The following is a 19,027-nucleotide window of genomic DNA, read 5'->3' as shown; positions in this document are numbered from 1 at the left end:
GTGGAGGCAAGCATGAAAATTAAAGAGATTATCGTTGTAGAAGGTAAAGATGATACAGTGGCGATTAAGCGTGCTGTTGATGCGGATACAATTGAAACGAACGGTTCAGCAATCGGTGATCATGTTATTGAGCAAGTTAAATTAGCGCTGCAAAAACGAGGCGTTATTATTTTCACAGATCCGGATTATCCCGGAGAGCGTATTAGAAAAATTATTTCTGATAAGGTTCCTGGATGTAAACATGCCTTTTTACCGAAGGAAGAAGCACTTGCTAAAAGGAAAAAGGGTGTCGGAATTGAACATGCTTCTAATGAATCAATTCGCCGTGCTTTAGAGAATATACATGAAGAAATGGAAGCTTACACAAGTGAAATTAGTTGGAGCGATCTAGTCGATGCAGGCTTAGTGGGCGGAGAAATGGCAAAGAGTCGCAGAGAAAGAATGGGTAAGCTATTAAAGATTGGTTATACAAACGCAAAACAGTTACATAAACGTTTACAAATGTTTCAAGTTTCAAAAGAAGCATTTGCAGAAGCTTATAAGCAAGTCATACAGGAGGAAAGAAAATGAAGGATATCGCAACGCCAAATCGTACGAAAGACATTGTTGAAAAGTACGGATTTTCATTCAAAAAAAGTTTAGGACAAAATTTTTTAATTGATACGAATGTATTAAATCGTATTGTCGATCACGCTGAGATTGGTTCGGAAAGTGGTGCAATTGAAATTGGACCAGGTATCGGTGCGTTAACAGAACAATTAGCGAAGCGTGCTAAAAAAGTAGTGGCTTTTGAAATTGATCAGAGATTATTACCGATTTTAGATGAGACGTTAGCTCCATATAGCAACGTTACAGTTATAAATAAAGATGTACTAAAGGCAGATGTACATGAGGTGTTTAGTGAGCAATTTGAGGAAGGGCAAGATGTAATGGTAGTAGCTAATTTACCGTACTATATTACAACGCCAATTTTATTTAAATTGCTGGAAGAGAAATTACCGGTTCGTGGATTTGTTGTTATGATGCAAAAAGAAGTAGGAGATCGTTTAGCTGCTAAACCAGGAACGAAAGAGTATGGTTCTTTATCCATTGCTATTCAGTATTATACAGAGGTAGAAACAGTTATGACTGTACCGCGTACAGTGTTTGTGCCACAACCAAATGTTGATTCTGCGATTATTCGTCTCTTGAAGCGTCCGAAACCAGTTGTAGAAGTAACAGATGAGACATTCTTCTTTGAAGTAGTACGAGCAAGTTTTGCACAGCGTCGTAAAACTTTAATGAATAATTTATCAAATAATTTAAATGGTTTCCCGAAAGATAAAGAGCTATTGGATCGAATTTTAACAGAAGTAGGAATTGATCCGAAACGAAGAGGCGAAACGCTATCTATCGAGGAGTTTGCAACATTAAGTAATGCATTAGTTCTTCATAAATTGTCATAAGAATAGAAAAGGGACAGTTCAACTTGAACTGTCCCTTTTGTCACCTTTCCTCTCCTACATTCATACTTTAAAAACAGGTAAGATGGCCTAACGAGTTTGGAGGTAAGAGAATGGCTTTACATGTTGGAGAATTAGTGGAACGATATTCTCATAATAGGGATATTCTTTTTCGTATTATAGAAATAAAAGGCGAGATAGCCATATTATTTGGAGAGGAAATTAGACTGGTGGCGGATGCGCCACTTGAAGATTTAATTAGTATAGATCAACGGGAACATAAAAAAAGAGCGAAGCGTGAGAAAGAAACGATGGAGCGTACGTATCGTTTGTTTCAACAAGATTATGTATTAATGAAACAAAGGCATGAACACACTTCAACGGGTGGATATACAAGTGAGGTGAATTATTTTCAAATGCCGGGACGTGTATTGCATATAGATGGAGACCCGTTATATTTGCGCAAATGCTTAGACTTATATAATAAAATTGGTGTTCCTGTACAAGGTATTCATTGTAAAGAAACAGAGATGCATGAAAAGGTAGTAGATTTAATAGATCATTTTCGTCCGGACATTTTAGTTATTACAGGGCACGATGCATATACAAAATCAAAAGGGGTAAAGGGAGATTTAGCAGCATATAGGCATTCAAGGCATTTTGTACAGGCTGTTCGAGAAGTGAGAAAAAAATATCCATCATTGGATCAACTCGTTATTTTTGCTGGGGCATGTCAATCACACTTTGAAGCATTAATTCGAGCAGGCGCTAATTTTGCTAGTTCACCATCTAGAATTAATATTCACGCACTAGATCCTGTATATGTGGTGGGTAAAATTAGTTTTACGTCATTTATGGAAAGAGTAAATGTATGGGATGTTGTACGTAATACGATTACCGGCGAAAAGGGACTTGGCGGGATTGAGACGAGGGGGATTTTACGAACTGGATTACCCTTTCAACATTATGAAGAATAAGCAAGGTACATATGTATCTTGCTTTTTTGTATGGAAAGGATTTAAATCAGCTTGGATAAAAAGAGACAAGAACGCGCAGACTACATAATGATACTTTTACAATATAGTATTTCTTCTATCTATTTGAACGCATGATGCTTTTATAAAGATATTGTCTGTGAGTTGCGGTTAATAATTGGGATAGATATATCGTGTTTTAAGTGTTCAATCTAAATTACAGCGAGGTGTAACGAAGTATATGTCAAAACGTTTAGATGAAATTAAAAGCGAATTAGATCACCATCTTGGACAGAGACTGATGTTAAAGGCGAATAGTGGGAGAAGAAAAACAGTGGAACAATCAGGTGTACTTGCAGAAACGTACCGTTCTGTTTTTGTTGTACAATTGGATCAGCAAGAAGATGCGTTGCAACGTGTATCATATAGCTATGCGGATGTTTTAACAGAGACAGTAGAGTTAACGTTTTATGGTGAACCTCATAATGAAGTGATTTTTTAATTCATGTATCGTTACATATATTCCCACAAATGAAAAGCTATATTATTTTGCATACTAATTATACCGTAGCAAAATAAGGAGGGACTCTGCATTGAGTAGACGAAGAGGTGTCATGTCAAATCAATTTAAAGAAGAGCTTGCAAAAGAGCTAGGCTTTTATGATGTTGTTCAGAAAGAAGGCTGGGGCGGAATTCGTGCGAAAGATGCTGGTAACATGGTGAAACGTGCTATAGAAATTGCAGAACAGCAATTAATGAAACAAAACCAGTAGTTGTAAGATACTTTCTATGCTACGGTAGCCGAGGAGTGATTCCTCGGCTTTTTGTACTCGAAAAGGTGCCATCATTTTACATAAGTAGTTTCATTCTGAATGCTTTTCGTTATAATTAGGGAAGTGTCATCGTCTTACTATAAATTTATGGTAAAATAAACGATAAAAGATTGAGTACATAGAGTGGGTGAATAGATTGAAGCTACTAGTGAAAGCACCAGCAAAGATTAATCTGTCGTTAGATGTACTGGGAAAAAGACAAGACGGATATCATGACGTGAAAATGATTATGACAACAATTGATTTAGCAGATCGTTTAGAACTAATGGAATTAGCAGAAGACCGTATTGAAATTTTATCCCATAATCGGTATGTCCCAGACGACCAAAGAAATTTAGCTTATCAAGCAGCGAGATTATTAAAAGAGAAGTTTAATGTGAAAAAAGGCGTATCTATTACTATTGAAAAAACGATTCCAGTAGCAGCTGGATTAGCAGGTGGAAGTAGTGATGCAGCAGCGACATTACGTGGCCTTAATAAATTATGGAATTTAGGGCTTACAATTGACCAGTTAGCAGAGCTTGGCGCAGAAATTGGGTCAGATGTATCGTTTTGCGTATATGGTGGGACAGCAATTGCCACTGGAAGAGGAGAGCAGATTGAGCACATAAAAACTCCGCCTTCTTGTTGGGTTATTTTAGCAAAACCCCATATTGGTGTATCTACTGCTGATGTGTATGGAAATTTAAAGTTAAATCGAGTTACACATCCAAATGTAGATAAAATGGTTGATGTCATAAATGCTGGGGACTACAAAGGGATTTGTGATACTGTAGGTAACGTTTTAGAAGATGTGACGTTTGCGATGCATCCTGAAGTTGCACGTATTAAGGCACAGATGAAGCGGTTTGGGGCGGATGCCGTATTAATGAGTGGAAGTGGTCCAACTGTATTTGGTCTTGTGCACCATGATTCACGAATGCATCGTATATATAACGGATTAAAAGGATTTTGTGAACAAGTATACGCAGTACGTTTATTGGGAAAGCGAGAAACGCTTGAATAAAGACGTATAATACGGTATGATTTGTTTAGAATATTCGTGATTTGAGGTGAGAGTATGAAAATTAGACGAAGTACAAGATTAGTCGATATGACGTATTACTTGTTACAAAACCCTCGTCAGCTAGTTTCTCTCACTTTTTTTGCTGAAAGGTATCAATCAGCTAAGTCTTCCATTAGTGAAGATTTAGTTATTATTAAGCAAACGTTTGAACAACAAGGGGTCGGCACATTGCAAACGGTACCAGGAGCAGCAGGAGGAGTGAAATATATACCATATATAAGTGAGGAAGAGGCAGATCTAATTATCGGTGAGCTTTGTAGCTTATTTGAAAATCCAGATCGTATTTTGCCTGGCGGTTACTTATATATGACAGATCTTTTAAGTAATCCTCGCCATATTAATGGCGCAGGTCGTTTGTTTGCTTCTGTTTTTGCTAGGCAACCAATTGATGCGGTTATGACGGTGGCAACGAAGGGGATTCCACTTGCTTATGCGGTGGCAAATTACTTAGATGTACCGGTGGTAATTGCAAGGAAAGATAATAAAGTAACAGAAGGTCCAACTGTTAGTATTAACTATGTATCAGGTTCTTCTAAGCGAATTCAAACAATGACGTTAGCAAAGCGTAGCCTTCCAGAGGGATCAAATGTTTTAATTATTGATGACTTCATGAAAGCTGGCGGGACAATTCAAGGTATGATGAGTATGTTAGAAGAGTTTAAGGCTAATGTTGTTGGTATTGGTGTATTAGTAGAATCCACGGATATTGAAGAACGACTAATTAATAATTTTGTATCATTAATTCGTCTATCAGAAGTTGATGTGAAAGAAAAAGCGATTCAAGTGGAAAAGGGAAATTATTCACTGGCCCCATTTGATGAAGGGCTTGTAGAGGCTGAGTAAAAAGATAAAGCAGATCGCTTTATCTTTTTTTTATTCTATTTATAAATTATAAAATAGATGGACAAACTGCTTTTCGTGCACTATTTTTAAAGAGTAAAAATAAATAATAAAAGGGTGGAAAAATATGAAAGTTGTTCAAACAAACAATGCACCACAAGCAATTGGACCATATTCACAAGGGATTATTGTAAATAATATGTTTTACAGTTCAGGACAAATTCCGTTAACTGCAAGTGGAGAGCTTGTAGCAGGAGACGTGACAGTACAAACAGAGCAAGTATTTCAAAATTTACAAGCGGTATTAGAAGAAGCGGGTGCTTCATTTGATACAGTAGTAAAAACAACAGTATTCTTAAAAGATATGGATGATTTTAATGCTGTTAATGACGTATACGGCTCTTATTTCTCTACTCATAAGCCAGCTCGTTCTTGTGTACAAGTAGCAAAATTACCGAAAGATGTTTCAATTGAAATCGAAGTAATTGCCCTAGTTAAGTAATCTTTTGTAAGCGATAACCTCCACTAATCTCTATATTCAATTACATTAAAAATTTTTATCTTAAAAATTTTTAAAAAATTAAAGGGAAAATAGAAAATTTGTGGAATTTATACAAATATATCGCTTATTTAGAAAAGGGTGGTGAACACAAGATGGAAGTGACTGACGTAAGATTACGCCGCGTAAACACAGAAGGCCGCATGAGAGCAATTGCCTCTATTACTCTAGACCATGAATTTGTTGTTCATGATATTCGTGTAATTGATGGTAATAATGGATTATTTGTAGCAATGCCAAGTAAACGTACTCCAGATGGAGAATTCCGTGACATTGCACATCCAATTAATTCTAATACACGCTCTAAAATTCAAGATGCGGTTTTAACAGAGTATCATCGTTTAGGCGAGTTAGAAGAGGTTGAGTTTGAAGAAGCGGGTGCTTCGTAAAATTCGAATGAAAAGGGCTTTTTAAAGAAAGCTCTATAATTTTGCAACAAACCCCTGTAAGTATTTACAGGGGTTTGTTTTTTGTGGTTTTATATATTTCTTGTACGGAAAATTCAGAATTCATCAAAGCGAAGAGAAAAACTTCTAATTTTTTCAAAATCATTTTAAATAGTATAGCTTATTTCTTAAAAAAGATACTAAAGAGTAAAACATCGTATGAGAATTATGGTAAAATTTAATAGTTAAAATGTGTTTCTTGAAATATATGATGATTTAGGATAATATCGTTAATGGATAAATAGGTTGCGATGGAGGGTCTATATGTCAAACAGATTTGCAGTGATTCTAGCTGCAGGCAAAGGCACACGTATGAAGTCTAAGCTATACAAAGTGCTTCATCCTGTATGTGGAAAACCTATGGTACAACATGTTGTCGATCAAGTAACGCAATTAGGATTGCAGAAACTTGTAACAGTCGTAGGACATGGTGCTGAAATGGTACAAGAACAGCTAGGAAACGTAAGTGAGTTTGCATTACAAGCAGAACAACTTGGTACAGCACATGCTGTAGATCAAGCTGCAAGTGTACTTGCAAATGAAGAAGGAACAACTTTAGTTATTTGTGGTGATACGCCGCTAATAACTGCTGAAACGATGGAAGCATTGCTTCAGCAACATAAAGAAGCAGGGGCAATGGCAACGGTGCTAACAGCTTACATAGAAGAACCTGCTGGATATGGTCGTATCGTTCGTAATGAGAATGGTCATGTTGAAAAGATTGTTGAGCATAAGGATGCAAATGAGAAAGAATTAGCTATTAAAGAAATCAATACAGGTACGTATTGTTTTGATAATAAAGCTTTATTCGCCTCACTTTCTAAAGTTTCAAATGATAACGTACAAGGTGAATATTACCTGCCAGATGTTATTGAAATTTTAAAAAATGAAGGTCATATCGTATCAGCTTATCAAACAGAGCACTTCGATGAAACGTTAGGTGTTAACGACAGAGTCGCTCTATCGCAAGCGGAAATTATTATGAAAAACCGTATCAACCGCAAGAACATGGTAAATGGTGTTACAATTATCGATCCAAGTAACACGTATATTTCTGCTGATGCAATTATCGGTAGTGATACAGTTCTTCATCCAGGAACAATTATTGAGGGGAATACTGTAATTGGTTCTGATTGTGAAATTGGACCGCATACAGTAATTCGCGATAGTGAAATTGGAGATCGTACGACAATTAGACAATCTACTGTACATGATAGTAAACTTGGTACAGAAGTATCGGTTGGTCCATTTGCACATATTCGCCCAGATTCAGTTATTGGAGATGAAGTACGCGTTGGAAACTTCGTGGAAATCAAAAAAACTGTTTTTGGTAATAGAAGTAAAGCTTCACACTTAAGTTATATCGGGGATGCACAAGTTGGAGAAGACGTGAATCTTGGTTGTGGTTCAATTACGGTGAACTATGACGGTAAGAATAAATTCAAAACTGTGATTGGTAACGGGGTATTTATTGGATGTAATTCAAACCTTGTTGCTCCTGTAACAGTTGAAGATGGTGCTTATGTGGCAGCAGGCTCTACAATTACAGAGAATGTTCCATCAAAAGCATTATCTGTAGCACGTGCACGTCAAGTTAACAAAGAAGACTATGTTGATCAATTGCTGAATAAGAAAAAATCATAATGTGGAGGGTTAATCTAGATGTCGACTCAATATCTAAATTCTAATTTGAAAGTATTCTCTTTAAACTCTAATAAGGAACTTGCTGAGCAAATTGCAAAGCACATTGGAGTAGGACTAGGAAAATGTTCTGTTGATCGTTTTAGTGATGGAGAAGTTCAAATTAACATTGAAGAAAGTATCCGTGGTTGCGATGTATTCATTATTCAATCTACAAGCTTCCCAGTAAACGAACATATCATGGAATTACTTATTATGATCGATGCATTAAAGCGTGCATCTGCAAAAACAATTAATATTGTTATTCCTTACTATGGTTATGCGCGTCAAGACCGTAAAGCGCGTTCTCGTGAACCAATTACATCGAAACTTGTAGCAAACTTGCTTGAAACAGCAGGTGCAACTCGTGTAATCACTCTAGATTTACATGCTCCACAAATTCAAGGGTTCTTTGATATCCCAATCGACCACCTAATGGGTGTACCGATTCTTTCAGATTACTTTGAAACAAAAGGTCTTAAAGATATCGTAATCGTGTCACCTGACCACGGTGGAGTAACTCGTGCTAGAAAAATGGCAGATCGCCTAAAAGCACCAATCGCTATTATTGATAAGCGTCGTCCTCGTCCGAACGTATCAGAGGTAATGAACATTATCGGTAATATTGAAGGTAAAACAGCAATTTTAATTGATGACATCATTGATACAGCTGGTACAATTACATTAGCAGCAAACGCTCTTGTTGAGAACGGTGCTTCTGAAGTATATGCTTGCTGTACACACCCAGTATTATCTGGTCCAGCAATTGAGCGTATCCAAAACTCAAATATTAAAGAGTTAGTTGTAACGAACTCTATCGTATTACCTGAAGAGAAGAAAATCGACAAAGTACATGAACTTTCAGTTGCTCCACTAATCGGAGAAGCAATCATTCGTGTATACGAAGAAGAATCTGTAAGTGTATTATTCAATTAATTGGATAGAATGAGACGTAACCAAGATTGGTTACGTCTTTTCGTATCGAAAGAAGAAAGTAGTGGTACAAGAATGAAATTGATAGTAGGACTTGGGAACCCGGGTAGAGAATATGAATTAACAAGGCATAATATTGGATTTATGGCGATTGATGAACTTGCAAAGCGTTGGAATATCTCTTTAAACGAACAAAAATTTAAAGGAGTATTTGGTGCAGGATTTGTTAATGGAGAAAAAGTAATCTTATTAAAGCCACTTACATATATGAATTTATCTGGGGAAAGTATTCGTCCGCTTATGGATTACTATAAAATTGATGTAGAGGACTTCGTTGTTCTGTATGATGATTTAGATATCCCTGTAGGTAAATTACGCCTTCGTATGAAAGGTAGTGCTGGTGGACATAATGGTGTAAAATCAACAATTTCACATTTAGGAACGCAAGAGTTTCAACGTATCCGTATGGGAATTGATCGCCCGAAAAATGGAATGAAGGTAGTAGATTACGTATTAGGACGTTTTACATCGGAAGAAATTCCTGATGTGAATCATTCTATTGAAAAAGCAGCGGATGCATGTGAAGAATGGTTGAATAAACCTTTTCTTCAAATCATGAATACCTTCAATAGTTAAGGGTATGATTGGGAATATTTTATCTTGTTTTTACCCATACTAGTAGTAATTGGATTTTTAGGAGGCTAGTATGGAAGGGTATTATTATTGCAGACATTGCGGGAGTAATGTAGGCTCCGTTACTGCAGAAAAAGTGTATAGCGACGTTTTATTTCAACTAACAGAGCAAGAAGTAGTAGAGATGATTCATTTTCATGAGAATGGAAATATATATATAAAAACGATTTGTGAATCGTGCCAAGAAACGCTCGCATCTTATCCTGAGTATTATGAATATGAAAAATTTCTGCAATAAAATGTTGTCGCTTTGGCATGTCCAAAGCATTTTTCTGTTTTCTTTTTCCAAAATATTTGCATAAAATATAGTGGCTTGCTCTTTATGTTGAGAGGGGTTTTGAAAATGATAGGTTTATTAGAGCAATTTTATAAAAATGAAGAGATCCAATCGGTTATTAACGGACTAGAAGATGGTTTAAAAGAACAACTTGTATCAGGTATGGCAACCTCTTCACGTTCGTTATTAATGGCGGCCTTATATAAAAAAACAAAAAAAACACAACTTATTGTGACGCATAATTTATATCAAGCACAAAAAGTGCATGAAGATTTAGTGGCGTTACTTGGTGAAAAAGATGTGTGGTTATACCCAGTAAATGAATTGATAGCATCAGAAATTGGTGTTGCAAGCCCAGAATTGAAGGCGCAACGTATTGAAGTATTGAATCGTTTAGCTGCAGGAGAGAATGGGATTATTGTAGCACCAGTTGCAGGACTACGCAGATTTTTACCAATGAAAGAATTGTGGAAGCAAAGGCAAATCGAAATCAGTCTAGGGCAAGAGATTGATTTAGATACATTCTTGCATACTTTACATCATATTGGTTATGAGCGTAAGTCGATGGTAGAAGCTCCTGGGGAATTCAGTTTGCGTGGGGGAATATTAGATATCTATCCATTAACTGAAGAATTACCATTTCGTATTGAATTTTTCGACACAGAAGTTGATTCTATTCGATTATTTGATGTGGATGAACAGCGTTCTCAAGATAAAAAAGAAAGTGTTAGATTTGGCCCAGCAACAGAGTTTTTATTTTCACAGGAAGAATTGAAGTCGGGAATTAAGCATCTTGAGGAAGGCTTGACTAAGACGATGCAAAAACTTTCCGATGATAAATTGAAGACTACAGTGCTTGAGACGGTAAGTCATGAAATTGAGATGTTAAAAAACGGGCAAAGTATAGAACAGATGTTTAAATATTTATCTATTTTCTATAAAGAACCTGCTAGTCTGATAGATTATTTACCAGAAGATGGTATTGTGATTTTAGATGAGATTTCTCGTATTCAAGAAACAGCATCACATCTTGAAACGGAAGAGGCGGAATGGTATATATCACTTCTTGGTGAGGGAACAATTATTCAAGATTTATCTTTCTCACACTCGTTTGAAGAATTTCTTCATCATAAAAAAAGAAGTTTTGTATATTTAACGTTATTCTTACGTCATATAGCACATACACATCCGCAAAACATTGTGAATGTGACATGTAAAACAATGCAAGATTTTCATGGGCAGATGCAGTTGTTGAAAACTGAAATTGATAGATGGAACGAAGGGCATTTTACGACTGTTGTGCTCGGAACTGATGATGAACGTGTAAAAAAACTACAACATATTTTAAGTGATTATGATATTGAGGCTGATATCGTAGAGGGCACAGATATATTATTGCCTGGAAGGTTACAAATTGCTGTAGGTGATTTACATGCAGGATTTGAAATGCCGATGCAAAAACTTGTTGTCATTACGGAAAAAGAGCTTTTTCATAAGAAAGTTAAAAAATCACAACGTAAGCAAAAGTTATCTAATGCGGAACGTATTAAAAGTTATTCGGAATTAAAAGTTGGAGATTATGTAGTTCATGTAAATCATGGTATAGGTAAATTCTTAGGTATCGAGACATTAGAGATTAATGGTGTTCATAAAGATTACTTGAATATTAAATATCAAGGTAATGATAAGTTATACGTTCCAATTGAACAAATTGACCAAGTGCAGAAATATGTAGGATCTGAAGGTAAGGATCCGAAAGTGTATAAATTGGGCGGAAATGATTGGAAAAAGGTCAAAACGAAAGTTGAAAAATCTGTACAAGACATTGCGGATGACCTAATTAAACTATATGCTGAACGCGAAGCTTCAAAGGGTTATGCATATACACCAGATACGGCAGAACAACAAGAATTTGAATCTTCTTTCCCATATCAAGAGACAGATGATCAATTACGTTCTATTGAAGAGATTAAGAAAGATATGGAACGTGGACGTCCGATGGATAGGCTTCTTTGTGGTGATGTAGGATATGGAAAGACGGAAGTAGCTATCCGTGCGGCATTTAAGGCAATTATGGATGAAAAACAAGTTGCAATTTTAGTGCCGACAACGATCCTTGCACAACAACACTATGAAACAATTCGAGAGCGTTTTCAAGATTATCCAATCAATATAGGATTATTAAGTAGATTCCGTACGAGAAAACAGCAAAATGAAACAATTAAAGGCTTAAAAGATGGAACGGTAGATATTGTAATCGGAACGCATCGTATTTTATCTAAAGATGTTACGTATAAAGATTTAGGTCTTCTTATTATTGATGAAGAACAAAGATTTGGTGTAACGCATAAAGAAAAAATTAAACAATTGAAAGCAAATGTTGACGTATTAACATTAACGGCAACTCCGATTCCGCGTACACTCCATATGTCTATGCTTGGTGTGCGTGACTTATCTGTTATTGAGACACCACCAGAAAATCGTTTCCCAGTCCAAACGTATGTAGTAGAGTATAATCCAGCGTTAATGCGAGAAGCGATAGAACGAGAGCTTGCAAGAGGTGGGCAAATTTACTTCCTATATAATCGTGTGGAGGATATCGAAAGAAAAGCAGATGAAATTTCGATGTTAGTTCCAGACGCGCGTGTAACTTATGCACATGGGAAAATGAACGAAAGTGAATTAGAGTCTGTTATGCTATCGTTTTTAGAGGGGCAGCATGATGTTCTTGTAAGTACAACAATTATTGAGACTGGTGTAGATATTCCGAATGTAAATACGTTAATTGTATTTGATGCAGATCGTATGGGATTATCGCAGCTGTATCAGCTTCGTGGGCGTGTTGGACGTTCTAATCGTGTTGCATATGCATACTTTGCATACAAACGGGATAAAGTGTTATCAGAAGTTGCAGAGAGGCGTCTGCAAGCCATTAAAGAGTTCACAGAGCTTGGATCAGGTTTCAAAATTGCGATGAGAGACTTATCCATTCGTGGTGCAGGTAACTTGTTAGGAGCCGAACAGCATGGATTTATTGATTCTGTCGGATTTGATCTATATTCTCAAATGTTAAAAGATGCAATTGAACAGCGTAGAGGAACAGATGGGGTTGAAAATACAGTTAATGTTGAAATTGATTTAGAGGTAGATGCATATTTACCAGATGCTTATATTTCAGATAGTAAACAAAAAATTATGATGTATAAACAGTTTAGAGGTGTTTCTGCAATTGAAGATATTGAAGAGTTGCAGGAAGAGATGATAGATAGATTTGGTGATTACCCGCAAGAAGTTGGTTACTTATTGCAAATTGCAAATATTAAAGTATTGGCAATGAAAGAACAAATTGAGTTAATTAAACAAAATAAATTTGAAGTAACAATTCTGTTTTCAGAACAAGCAAGTCAAAATATTGATGGTGGAAAATTATTCATGCTTGGAAATAGTTTTGGACGTATGATCGGTCTAGGTATGGAAGGATCACAATTGAAAATCGTTATGAAAACAAATGGATTAGAGACATCGAAGTGGTTAACAATTGCTGAAAATTTAATAAAAGGCCTACCAGATGTGAAAAAAGAAGTCATAAATGCCTAATATAAGATAAAAAAATACAATTCGGCGTGCATAGAAGAACTAATGTGTAAAATACTATGTCTAACAGTTGGTGATTTTTACATGAACAGGTAAATTCACCACTTTGATCATCAGTAGAAAGTGAGGCAGCATTAGAATGAAAGCAACTGGAATCGTACGTCGAATTGATGATTTAGGTAGGGTAGTAATCCCGAAGGAAATTCGTAGAACTTTACGTATTCGAGAAGGAGACCCACTAGAAATATTTGTTGATCGCGATGGAGAAGTAATTTTGAAGAAGTATTCTCCGATTAGTGAACTAGGTGATTTTGCAAAAGAATATACGGAAGCTTTATACGATAGCTTAGGACATAATGTGCTTGTATGCGATCGTGATTCTATTATCGCAGTAGCAGGCATATCTAAAAAAGAATACTTAAATAAAAGCGTTGGCGATTTAATTGAGAAGACAATGGAAGAGCGTAAGTCTGTAATTATGACGGATGAAAGCGAAATTTCAATTATTGATGGAGTAACAGAGAAAGTTAGTTCCTATACAATTGGCCCGATTGTTGCGAATGGGGATCCAATTGGAGCTGTTATTATCTTCTCCAAAGAGGCTATTATAAGTGAAGTAGAGCATAAGTCAGTAAATACAGCTGCAAGCTTTTTAGCGAAACAAATGGAGCAGTAAGGCCATATTGAATTTTAGAAGTAGCAATCTTTCCTAATTATGATATTTCTTCTTGAGAAATCAATTATTTGGAGATATATGTATATTGAATGAAGGTAGCGCTTTGCTACCTTTTTTCGTTGAACATTTCTAGTGTTGCACGAACGTGTTATTACGCGTGTAGGCAAGGAAGCTTGTCCTTTTCTTTATGATATAATACGAGGGGTGAGAATAGAAAAAGGAGTTTTCTTGTATGGAATCGAAGAAGTATCAAGCCTTTTGGCGTGGGGCTATTATATTAACAATCGCAAGTTTTGTTACAAAGGTATTAAGCGCTTTTTACCGTATTCCATATCAAAATATAGCGGGTGATATTGGTTTTTATATTTACCAACAAATTTATCCGTTTTATGGATTTTGTTTAATTTTAGCTACTTATGGGTTCCCCATTATAATTTCAAAAATGGTTGCGGAACGATTAGAGCGAGGGAAACAACAAGAAGCAGAAGAAATTATTTGTGTATCTTTTTGGTTTTTATTAGGAATTGGTTTCATAGGATTTTTTACATTGTTCTTTGGTGCCGAAGCAATTGCAACAGCCATGGGCGATATACATTTAGATAAGCTATTACGTGTTATTTCCTTTTCATTCATATTGATGCCGTTTTTATCTGTAGCAAGAGGATATTTTCAGGGGTTCAATAATATGATGCCAACAGCTGTTTCGCAAGTGATAGAACAAACGATTCGTGTTTCTATTATTGTGTTTTTATCTCTATTCCTAATTGCTCACGGATTTGATTTATATACAGTCGGTGCAGGTGCTATGTTAGGTTCGATCGCAGGTGGACTGATTGGGATTATCGTACTTGTACTTTATATGCGTCATGACTTTCGTTCTATATTCTTCAAAAGTGTAAAGAGAATTAAGGGGAAAAAGAGGATCATTAAAATTCTGTTTTGGCAAGGATTGGCGATTTGTGTTAGTAACTTAGTACTTATTTTTATACAAATGGCTGATTCTGTTTCCTTCTATTCCTTACTTGTTAGGGCAGGAGAGCAAGCTGAAAGTGCAAAGGTATTAAAAGGTGTGTATGACAGAAGTATCCCGCTTATGCAATTAGGGACTGTCGTGACAACTTCGTTCTCGTTGTCGCTTATTCCAATTATTACAGCGGCGAAGGAAAGAGGAGATCTTTCCTTTATTCGAGAAAAGGTAAAGTTAGCAATGAAAATAACATTTGTTATTGGATTTGCAGCGGCCATTGGATTAACTTGTATTATTCAGCCTACGAATATTATGTTGTTTGAAAATAGTGATGGGTCAGATGTTTTATCTATTTTATCTCTATCTATTTTGTTTAGTTCATTGTCGATTACAACTGCTTCTATTTTGCAAGGGTTAGGACAAACATTAAAACCAGCAATATTCGTTATATTTGGGGGTTGTTTAAAGTTAGCTTTAAATTATATATTAATGCCGTATTTTGGTGTGAAGGGAGCTGCAATTGCAACAATAGTTGCGTTAATTGTAATTTCTGTGTTAAATAGTGCATTACTTATGCAAGCCGTATCTGAATCGCTTATCGATAAACGTAATATGTTAGGTGTAGTTATTAGTGGTATCGGTATGGGATTTGTATTAATAATGTTTATGCGTGTATTACAAATGTCTGGATTAGTAATTGATACAGAACATAGAGGTATCGCGACAATTGAGGCGTTGTTAGGTGTAGCTATCGGCGGATTGGCGTATATGTTTTTAATTTTAAAATTACGTGTATTTACAAAAGAGGAAATAGGAACCGTGATGAAACAAGAGAAAAAAGAAGGTTCATTGAAGAAGAGTGGATAGAGGTGGCAGGTTGTGAGTGGAATCATTACTATTTTAGGATTAGGTGCTGGTGAGTTAGATCAGTTAACGATGGGTGTATATCGAAAAATAAAAGAAGCAGATCACATGTTTGTTAGAACGAAGGAACATCCAGTTATAGAAGAATTGGAGAAAGAAGGTATACAATATACAGCCTTTGACAGTGTATATGAAGCACATGATACATTTGAAATTGTATATGAAACAATTGCGAATACGTTGCTAAAACAAGCTGAGGGCGCAGAAATCATCTATGCCGTTCCAGGGCACCCGCTTGTAGCGGAAAGAACGGTGCAGCTATTGTTGGAAAAAGGCGAAGTAGCGAATGTTGAAGTGCGCATTGAAGGTGGACAAAGTTTCCTTGATCCGATGTTTGCAAGTCTAAAGATTGATCCGATTGAAGGATTCCAATTAATTGACGCCACATCATTTGAAAGAGGACAATTAGAATTACGTCAACATTTAATCTTTTGCCAAGTATATGACGCATTCGTTGCTTCTGATGTGAAATTAACATTAATGGAGATACTACCAGATGATTATGAAGTGTATATCGTAACAGCTGCAGGTACTTCATTTGAACAAGTTAAAAAGGTACCGTTGTACATGTTAGATCATGAAACGGAGTTAAATAATTTAACGAGTGTATATGTACCGCCAGTTCAGGAACGTGCGTCCCTGTATCAACAGTTTGATGTGCTTAGAGAAATTATTGCAGACCTTCGTGGACCGAATGGTTGTCCGTGGGATAAAAAGCAAACACATCAATCTTTAAAGAAGTATTTAATTGAGGAAGCTTATGAAGTGTTGGAAGCGATTGATGAAGAGGATGATGATCACTTAGTAGAAGAACTGGGTGATATATTATTACAAGTTATGCTGCATGCTCAAATCGGAGAGGACGAAGGTTGGTTCTCTATAGATGATATTATTCGAACTTTATCTGAGAAAATGGTTCGTCGCCATCCGCATGTATTTGGGAATACGGATGTAAATAATGCGGATGAGGTAGTTGCCAATTGGGAAGAAATTAAAAAACAAGAAAAAGGATTCGTGAAAGAATCTGTGTTAAGCGGAGTTCCAAAAAGTTTGCCACAGTTACTACGTGCTTATGAAATCCAGAAAAAAGCTGGCAAGGTTGGTTTTGATTGGGCTGATGTACAACCGATGATAGAGAAAGCCTTAGAAGAATGGCAAGAGTTCCAACAAGAAGTTACAAACATGGATGAGGCGAAGATGTTAGGTGAATTTGGCGATTTACTATTTGCGTTTGTTAATATAGCTCGTCATTATAAAATAGATCCAGAAGAGGCGTTACATTCAACGAATGAAAAGTTCATCGGTCGTTTCTTATACATGGAGGCAAAGGTAGCTGAAATGAATAAAGAGATGCAAGATTTATCATTAGAGCAGTTAGATGTTTTATGGGAAGAGGCAAAACAAACAGAGCGTTAGTAGGGGGATTTGATATGCGTCTAGATAAGTTTTTAAAAGTATCACGTTTAATTAAGAGAAGAACATTAGCGAAAGAAGTAGCTGATCAAGGAAGAATATCAATTAATGGTCAAGTGGCAAAAGCGAGTTCAGATGTGAAAGTAGCTGATGAATTAACAATTCGTTTCGGTCAAAAAATAGTAACTGTAAAAATAAATGAATTGAAAGAAACGACTAAAAAAGAAGATGCAGTAAATATGTATAGCTTAGTTCGCGAAGAAAAAGTAAAGGCTGAAGAAGGCTTGTTCTAAAATCAATTATCTCTTCATACATTACTATTAGCTAGTATAAATGTATGGGGGGATTTACGTGAATAATGGTTACTCACCTATGTCTTCTAATCAACAAAATGTTTCTGTAGAGCATGATATTATTATGCGTGGCAGGCGTGTAATTGATATTACCGGTGTAAAGCAGGTAGAGAGTTTTGATAGCGAGGAGTTTTTACTTGAGACCGTAATGGGTTTTTTAACAATTCGTGGTCAAAATTTGCAAATGAAAAACTTAGATGTAGAAAAAGGTGTTGTATCGATTAAAGGGAAAGTTCATGAGATGCTTTATATTGATGAGAACCAAGGGGAGAAAACTAAAGGATTCTTTAGTAAGTTGTTTAAATGAGCCTAACAATTCAGTTGTATACGATGCTCTCAATGATCGGAATGGGTGCTTGGATTGGAGCGTCTTTAGATACATACCAACGATTTTTAAAGCGGCAAGAACGTAAACGTTGGCTTGTATTTATACATGATATACTATTTTGGATTGTCCAAGCATTATTCGTTTTTTATGTATTGCTTCTTGTAAATGAAGCTGAACTACGTATATATGTATTTTTGGCATTATTATGTGGTTTTGCGGCATATCAAAGCTTATTGAAAGCAATATACATGAGACTGTTAAATTTTCTCATCTATATTTTTATGCAAACAACACACTTTTTTGTTCAAATTATAAAGCTACTCATGATAAAACCTGTTATTATTATAGCGCAGCTATTTATTGCATTTATATTATTCTTATTTCGTATACTGCTTTCAATTGGACATGTGTTATGGAAAATGGTGATTTGGATATTACTTTTCATATGGAAAGTTTTTTTCTGGCCTGTTCGATTTATTGCTTCGCTCATATGGAAACTTCTCCCTAATCGTGTTAAACTTTTTATAATGAAACATGTAGGGTTCCTGCAATATATAGCAAAATTGAAGGGACACATCTTCCAATTATGGGAGCGTATAAAAAAGAAGTTAGGGGGACCTCGGAAATGAGGGAACTGAGACAAAGAACAATCGAAAAACAGAGTCCAAATCCTGTTAAAGAGCATATAATACAAACGGATGAGAACAGGAAGCGACTTTATCGCCGTTTAGCGGTTTTTCTTGTCTTTGCTTTTACAATTATTGCGAGTATTAGTGTAACGTTTTATCAACAAAACAGTTCCATTAGAGCAAAAGAAGCAAAAGTTAAGGACATGAAAAAAGAACTGGATTCATTAACGAATAAGGAAAAGAGTCTAAAAGACGAAGTTCAAAAGTTAAATGATGAAGAGTACGTATTAAAGATTGCTAGAAGGGATTATTTCTTCTCTGGAAAAGGGGAGATAATTTTTCCTGTTTCTAAGTAGAGTATGTCTTATTGACACTATATTTTAGGATTATATATAATAAA

At 35.8% G+C, this 19,027-nt stretch carries 21 protein-coding genes; all 21 read left to right on the top strand.

From position 1 onward, the window contains the following. Positions 1-12: 12 nt before the first annotated feature. The 21 genes from rnmV (at position 13) to divIC (ending at position 18,983) form a co-directional block, all read left to right on the top strand. Positions 13-570, top strand: coding sequence for a ribonuclease M5 (gene rnmV, locus KVT31_RS27710; RefSeq protein ID WP_048562636.1), 558 nt, complete (start codon positions 13-15; stop codon positions 568-570). Next, positions 567-1,445 carry a 16S rRNA (adenine(1518)-N(6)/adenine(1519)-N(6))-dimethyltransferase RsmA gene (gene rsmA / locus KVT31_RS27705; protein ID WP_000651555.1) on the top strand — a complete coding sequence of 293 codons (879 nt, stop codon included), beginning with the start codon at positions 567-569 and terminating at the stop codon, positions 1,443-1,445. Before rnmV ends, rsmA begins: the two co-directional genes overlap by 4 nt. A gap of 110 nt (positions 1,446-1,555) precedes the next feature. Beyond that, positions 1,556-2,419 (top strand): sporulation peptidase YabG, encoded by an 864-nt coding sequence (yabG, locus tag KVT31_RS27700; protein WP_001173738.1) that lies wholly within the window; start codon positions 1,556-1,558, stop codon positions 2,417-2,419. A 238-nt stretch (positions 2,420-2,657) separates the two neighbouring features. Then, a complete protein-coding gene (gene veg, locus KVT31_RS27695; protein WP_088094782.1) occupies positions 2,658-2,918 on the top strand; it encodes a biofilm formation stimulator Veg in 261 nt (86 codons plus the stop codon). Positions 2,919-3,009: 91 nt separating this feature from the next. Beyond that, on the top strand, positions 3,010-3,189 hold the full coding sequence (gene sspF / locus KVT31_RS27690) for an acid-soluble spore protein SspF (RefSeq protein ID WP_001985066.1): 180 nt from the start codon (positions 3,010-3,012) through the stop codon (positions 3,187-3,189). Between the two features lie 196 nt (positions 3,190-3,385). Continuing rightward, on the top strand, positions 3,386-4,255 hold the full coding sequence (gene ispE, locus KVT31_RS27685; RefSeq protein WP_140392301.1) for a 4-(cytidine 5'-diphospho)-2-C-methyl-D-erythritol kinase: 870 nt from the start codon (positions 3,386-3,388) through the stop codon (positions 4,253-4,255). Between the two features lie 54 nt (positions 4,256-4,309). Beyond that, positions 4,310-5,158: a pur operon repressor gene (gene purR, locus KVT31_RS27680; protein ID WP_000702481.1), complete on the top strand. Its 849-nt coding sequence runs from the start codon at positions 4,310-4,312 to the stop codon at positions 5,156-5,158. Positions 5,159-5,282: 124 nt separating this feature from the next. Next, positions 5,283-5,657: a RidA family protein gene (locus KVT31_RS27675; RefSeq protein WP_088094784.1), complete on the top strand. Its 375-nt coding sequence runs from the start codon at positions 5,283-5,285 to the stop codon at positions 5,655-5,657. A 152-nt stretch (positions 5,658-5,809) separates the two neighbouring features. Beyond that, entirely contained in the window at positions 5,810-6,103 is a 294-nt protein-coding gene (spoVG, locus tag KVT31_RS27670) for a septation regulator SpoVG (protein ID WP_000454042.1), read from the top strand. 321 nt (positions 6,104-6,424) lie between these two features. Next, complete coding sequence (gene glmU, locus KVT31_RS27665; protein WP_000071045.1) at positions 6,425-7,804, top strand: bifunctional UDP-N-acetylglucosamine diphosphorylase/glucosamine-1-phosphate N-acetyltransferase GlmU; 1,380 nt, start codon at positions 6,425-6,427, stop codon at positions 7,802-7,804. An 18-nt stretch (positions 7,805-7,822) separates the two neighbouring features. Beyond that, complete coding sequence (locus KVT31_RS27660) at positions 7,823-8,776, top strand: ribose-phosphate diphosphokinase (protein WP_000107420.1); 954 nt, start codon at positions 7,823-7,825, stop codon at positions 8,774-8,776. 72 nt (positions 8,777-8,848) lie between these two features. Continuing rightward, on the top strand, positions 8,849-9,409 hold the full coding sequence (gene pth / locus KVT31_RS27655) for an aminoacyl-tRNA hydrolase (protein ID WP_001979768.1): 561 nt from the start codon (positions 8,849-8,851) through the stop codon (positions 9,407-9,409). Between the two features lie 70 nt (positions 9,410-9,479). Further along, positions 9,480-9,704 (top strand): anti-sigma-F factor Fin family protein, encoded by a 225-nt coding sequence (locus KVT31_RS27650; RefSeq protein ID WP_000399441.1) that lies wholly within the window; start codon positions 9,480-9,482, stop codon positions 9,702-9,704. Between the two features lie 105 nt (positions 9,705-9,809). After that, positions 9,810-13,340 (top strand): transcription-repair coupling factor, encoded by a 3,531-nt coding sequence (gene mfd, locus KVT31_RS27645; RefSeq protein ID WP_088094785.1) that lies wholly within the window; start codon positions 9,810-9,812, stop codon positions 13,338-13,340. A gap of 136 nt (positions 13,341-13,476) precedes the next feature. Next, the gene (gene spoVT, locus KVT31_RS27640) at positions 13,477-14,013 is read left to right on the top strand and encodes a stage V sporulation protein T (RefSeq protein ID WP_000648310.1); all 537 of its coding nucleotides are present in this window, start codon (positions 13,477-13,479) and stop codon (positions 14,011-14,013) included. Between the two features lie 232 nt (positions 14,014-14,245). Further along, complete coding sequence (locus KVT31_RS27635) at positions 14,246-15,847, top strand: putative polysaccharide biosynthesis protein (protein ID WP_088094786.1); 1,602 nt, start codon at positions 14,246-14,248, stop codon at positions 15,845-15,847. Between the two features lie 12 nt (positions 15,848-15,859). Beyond that, a complete protein-coding gene (gene yabN / locus KVT31_RS27630; RefSeq protein WP_088094787.1) occupies positions 15,860-17,320 on the top strand; it encodes a bifunctional methyltransferase/pyrophosphohydrolase YabN in 1,461 nt (486 codons plus the stop codon). A gap of 14 nt (positions 17,321-17,334) precedes the next feature. Next, on the top strand, positions 17,335-17,610 hold the full coding sequence (locus KVT31_RS27625; protein ID WP_088094788.1) for an RNA-binding S4 domain-containing protein: 276 nt from the start codon (positions 17,335-17,337) through the stop codon (positions 17,608-17,610). A 58-nt stretch (positions 17,611-17,668) separates the two neighbouring features. Next, complete coding sequence (gene yabP / locus KVT31_RS27620; RefSeq protein ID WP_001059101.1) at positions 17,669-17,977, top strand: sporulation protein YabP; 309 nt, start codon at positions 17,669-17,671, stop codon at positions 17,975-17,977. Beyond that, positions 17,974-18,627: a spore cortex biosynthesis protein YabQ gene (gene yabQ / locus KVT31_RS27615; RefSeq protein WP_048562631.1), complete on the top strand. Its 654-nt coding sequence runs from the start codon at positions 17,974-17,976 to the stop codon at positions 18,625-18,627. Before yabP ends, yabQ begins: the two co-directional genes overlap by 4 nt. Next, entirely contained in the window at positions 18,624-18,983 is a 360-nt protein-coding gene (gene divIC / locus KVT31_RS27610; RefSeq protein WP_001208737.1) for a cell division protein DivIC, read from the top strand. Before yabQ ends, divIC begins: the two co-directional genes overlap by 4 nt. The last annotated feature ends 44 nt before the right edge of the window (positions 18,984-19,027 follow it).

Source organism: Bacillus sp. GbtcB14, assembly GCF_019091205.1.
Classification (GTDB): Bacteria; Bacillota; Bacilli; order Bacillales; family Bacillaceae_G; genus Bacillus_A; species Bacillus_A cereus_AG.
Note: the sequence above shows the minus strand (reverse complement) of the source record. Positions and strands in the feature narration are given on the sequence as shown.

Excerpts from the sequence above, each read along its gene's own strand:
- spoVG (WP_000454042.1), top strand. The coding sequence starts at position 5,810 with ATGGAAGTGACTGACGTAAGATTACGCCGCGTAAACACAGAAGGCCGC.
- KVT31_RS27660 (WP_000107420.1), top strand. The coding sequence starts at position 7,823 with ATGTCGACTCAATATCTAAATTCTAATTTGAAAGTATTCTCTTTAAAC.
- KVT31_RS27675 (WP_088094784.1), top strand. The coding sequence starts at position 5,283 with ATGAAAGTTGTTCAAACAAACAATGCACCACAAGCAATTGGACCATAT.
- yabG (WP_001173738.1), top strand. The coding sequence starts at position 1,556 with ATGGCTTTACATGTTGGAGAATTAGTGGAACGATATTCTCATAATAGG.
- KVT31_RS27625 (WP_088094788.1), top strand. The coding sequence starts at position 17,335 with ATGCGTCTAGATAAGTTTTTAAAAGTATCACGTTTAATTAAGAGAAGA.
- rsmA (WP_000651555.1), top strand. The coding sequence starts at position 567 with ATGAAGGATATCGCAACGCCAAATCGTACGAAAGACATTGTTGAAAAG.
- pth (WP_001979768.1), top strand. The coding sequence starts at position 8,849 with ATGAAATTGATAGTAGGACTTGGGAACCCGGGTAGAGAATATGAATTA.
- spoVT (WP_000648310.1), top strand. The coding sequence starts at position 13,477 with ATGAAAGCAACTGGAATCGTACGTCGAATTGATGATTTAGGTAGGGTA.
- veg (WP_088094782.1), top strand. The coding sequence starts at position 2,658 with ATGTCAAAACGTTTAGATGAAATTAAAAGCGAATTAGATCACCATCTT.
- rnmV (WP_048562636.1), top strand. The coding sequence starts at position 13 with ATGAAAATTAAAGAGATTATCGTTGTAGAAGGTAAAGATGATACAGTG.
- yabQ (WP_048562631.1), top strand. The coding sequence starts at position 17,974 with ATGAGCCTAACAATTCAGTTGTATACGATGCTCTCAATGATCGGAATG.
- KVT31_RS27650 (WP_000399441.1), top strand. The coding sequence starts at position 9,480 with ATGGAAGGGTATTATTATTGCAGACATTGCGGGAGTAATGTAGGCTCC.
- mfd (WP_088094785.1), top strand. The coding sequence starts at position 9,810 with ATGATAGGTTTATTAGAGCAATTTTATAAAAATGAAGAGATCCAATCG.
- purR (WP_000702481.1), top strand. The coding sequence starts at position 4,310 with ATGAAAATTAGACGAAGTACAAGATTAGTCGATATGACGTATTACTTG.
- divIC (WP_001208737.1), top strand. The coding sequence starts at position 18,624 with ATGAGGGAACTGAGACAAAGAACAATCGAAAAACAGAGTCCAAATCCT.
- KVT31_RS27635 (WP_088094786.1), top strand. The coding sequence starts at position 14,246 with ATGGAATCGAAGAAGTATCAAGCCTTTTGGCGTGGGGCTATTATATTA.
- glmU (WP_000071045.1), top strand. The coding sequence starts at position 6,425 with ATGTCAAACAGATTTGCAGTGATTCTAGCTGCAGGCAAAGGCACACGT.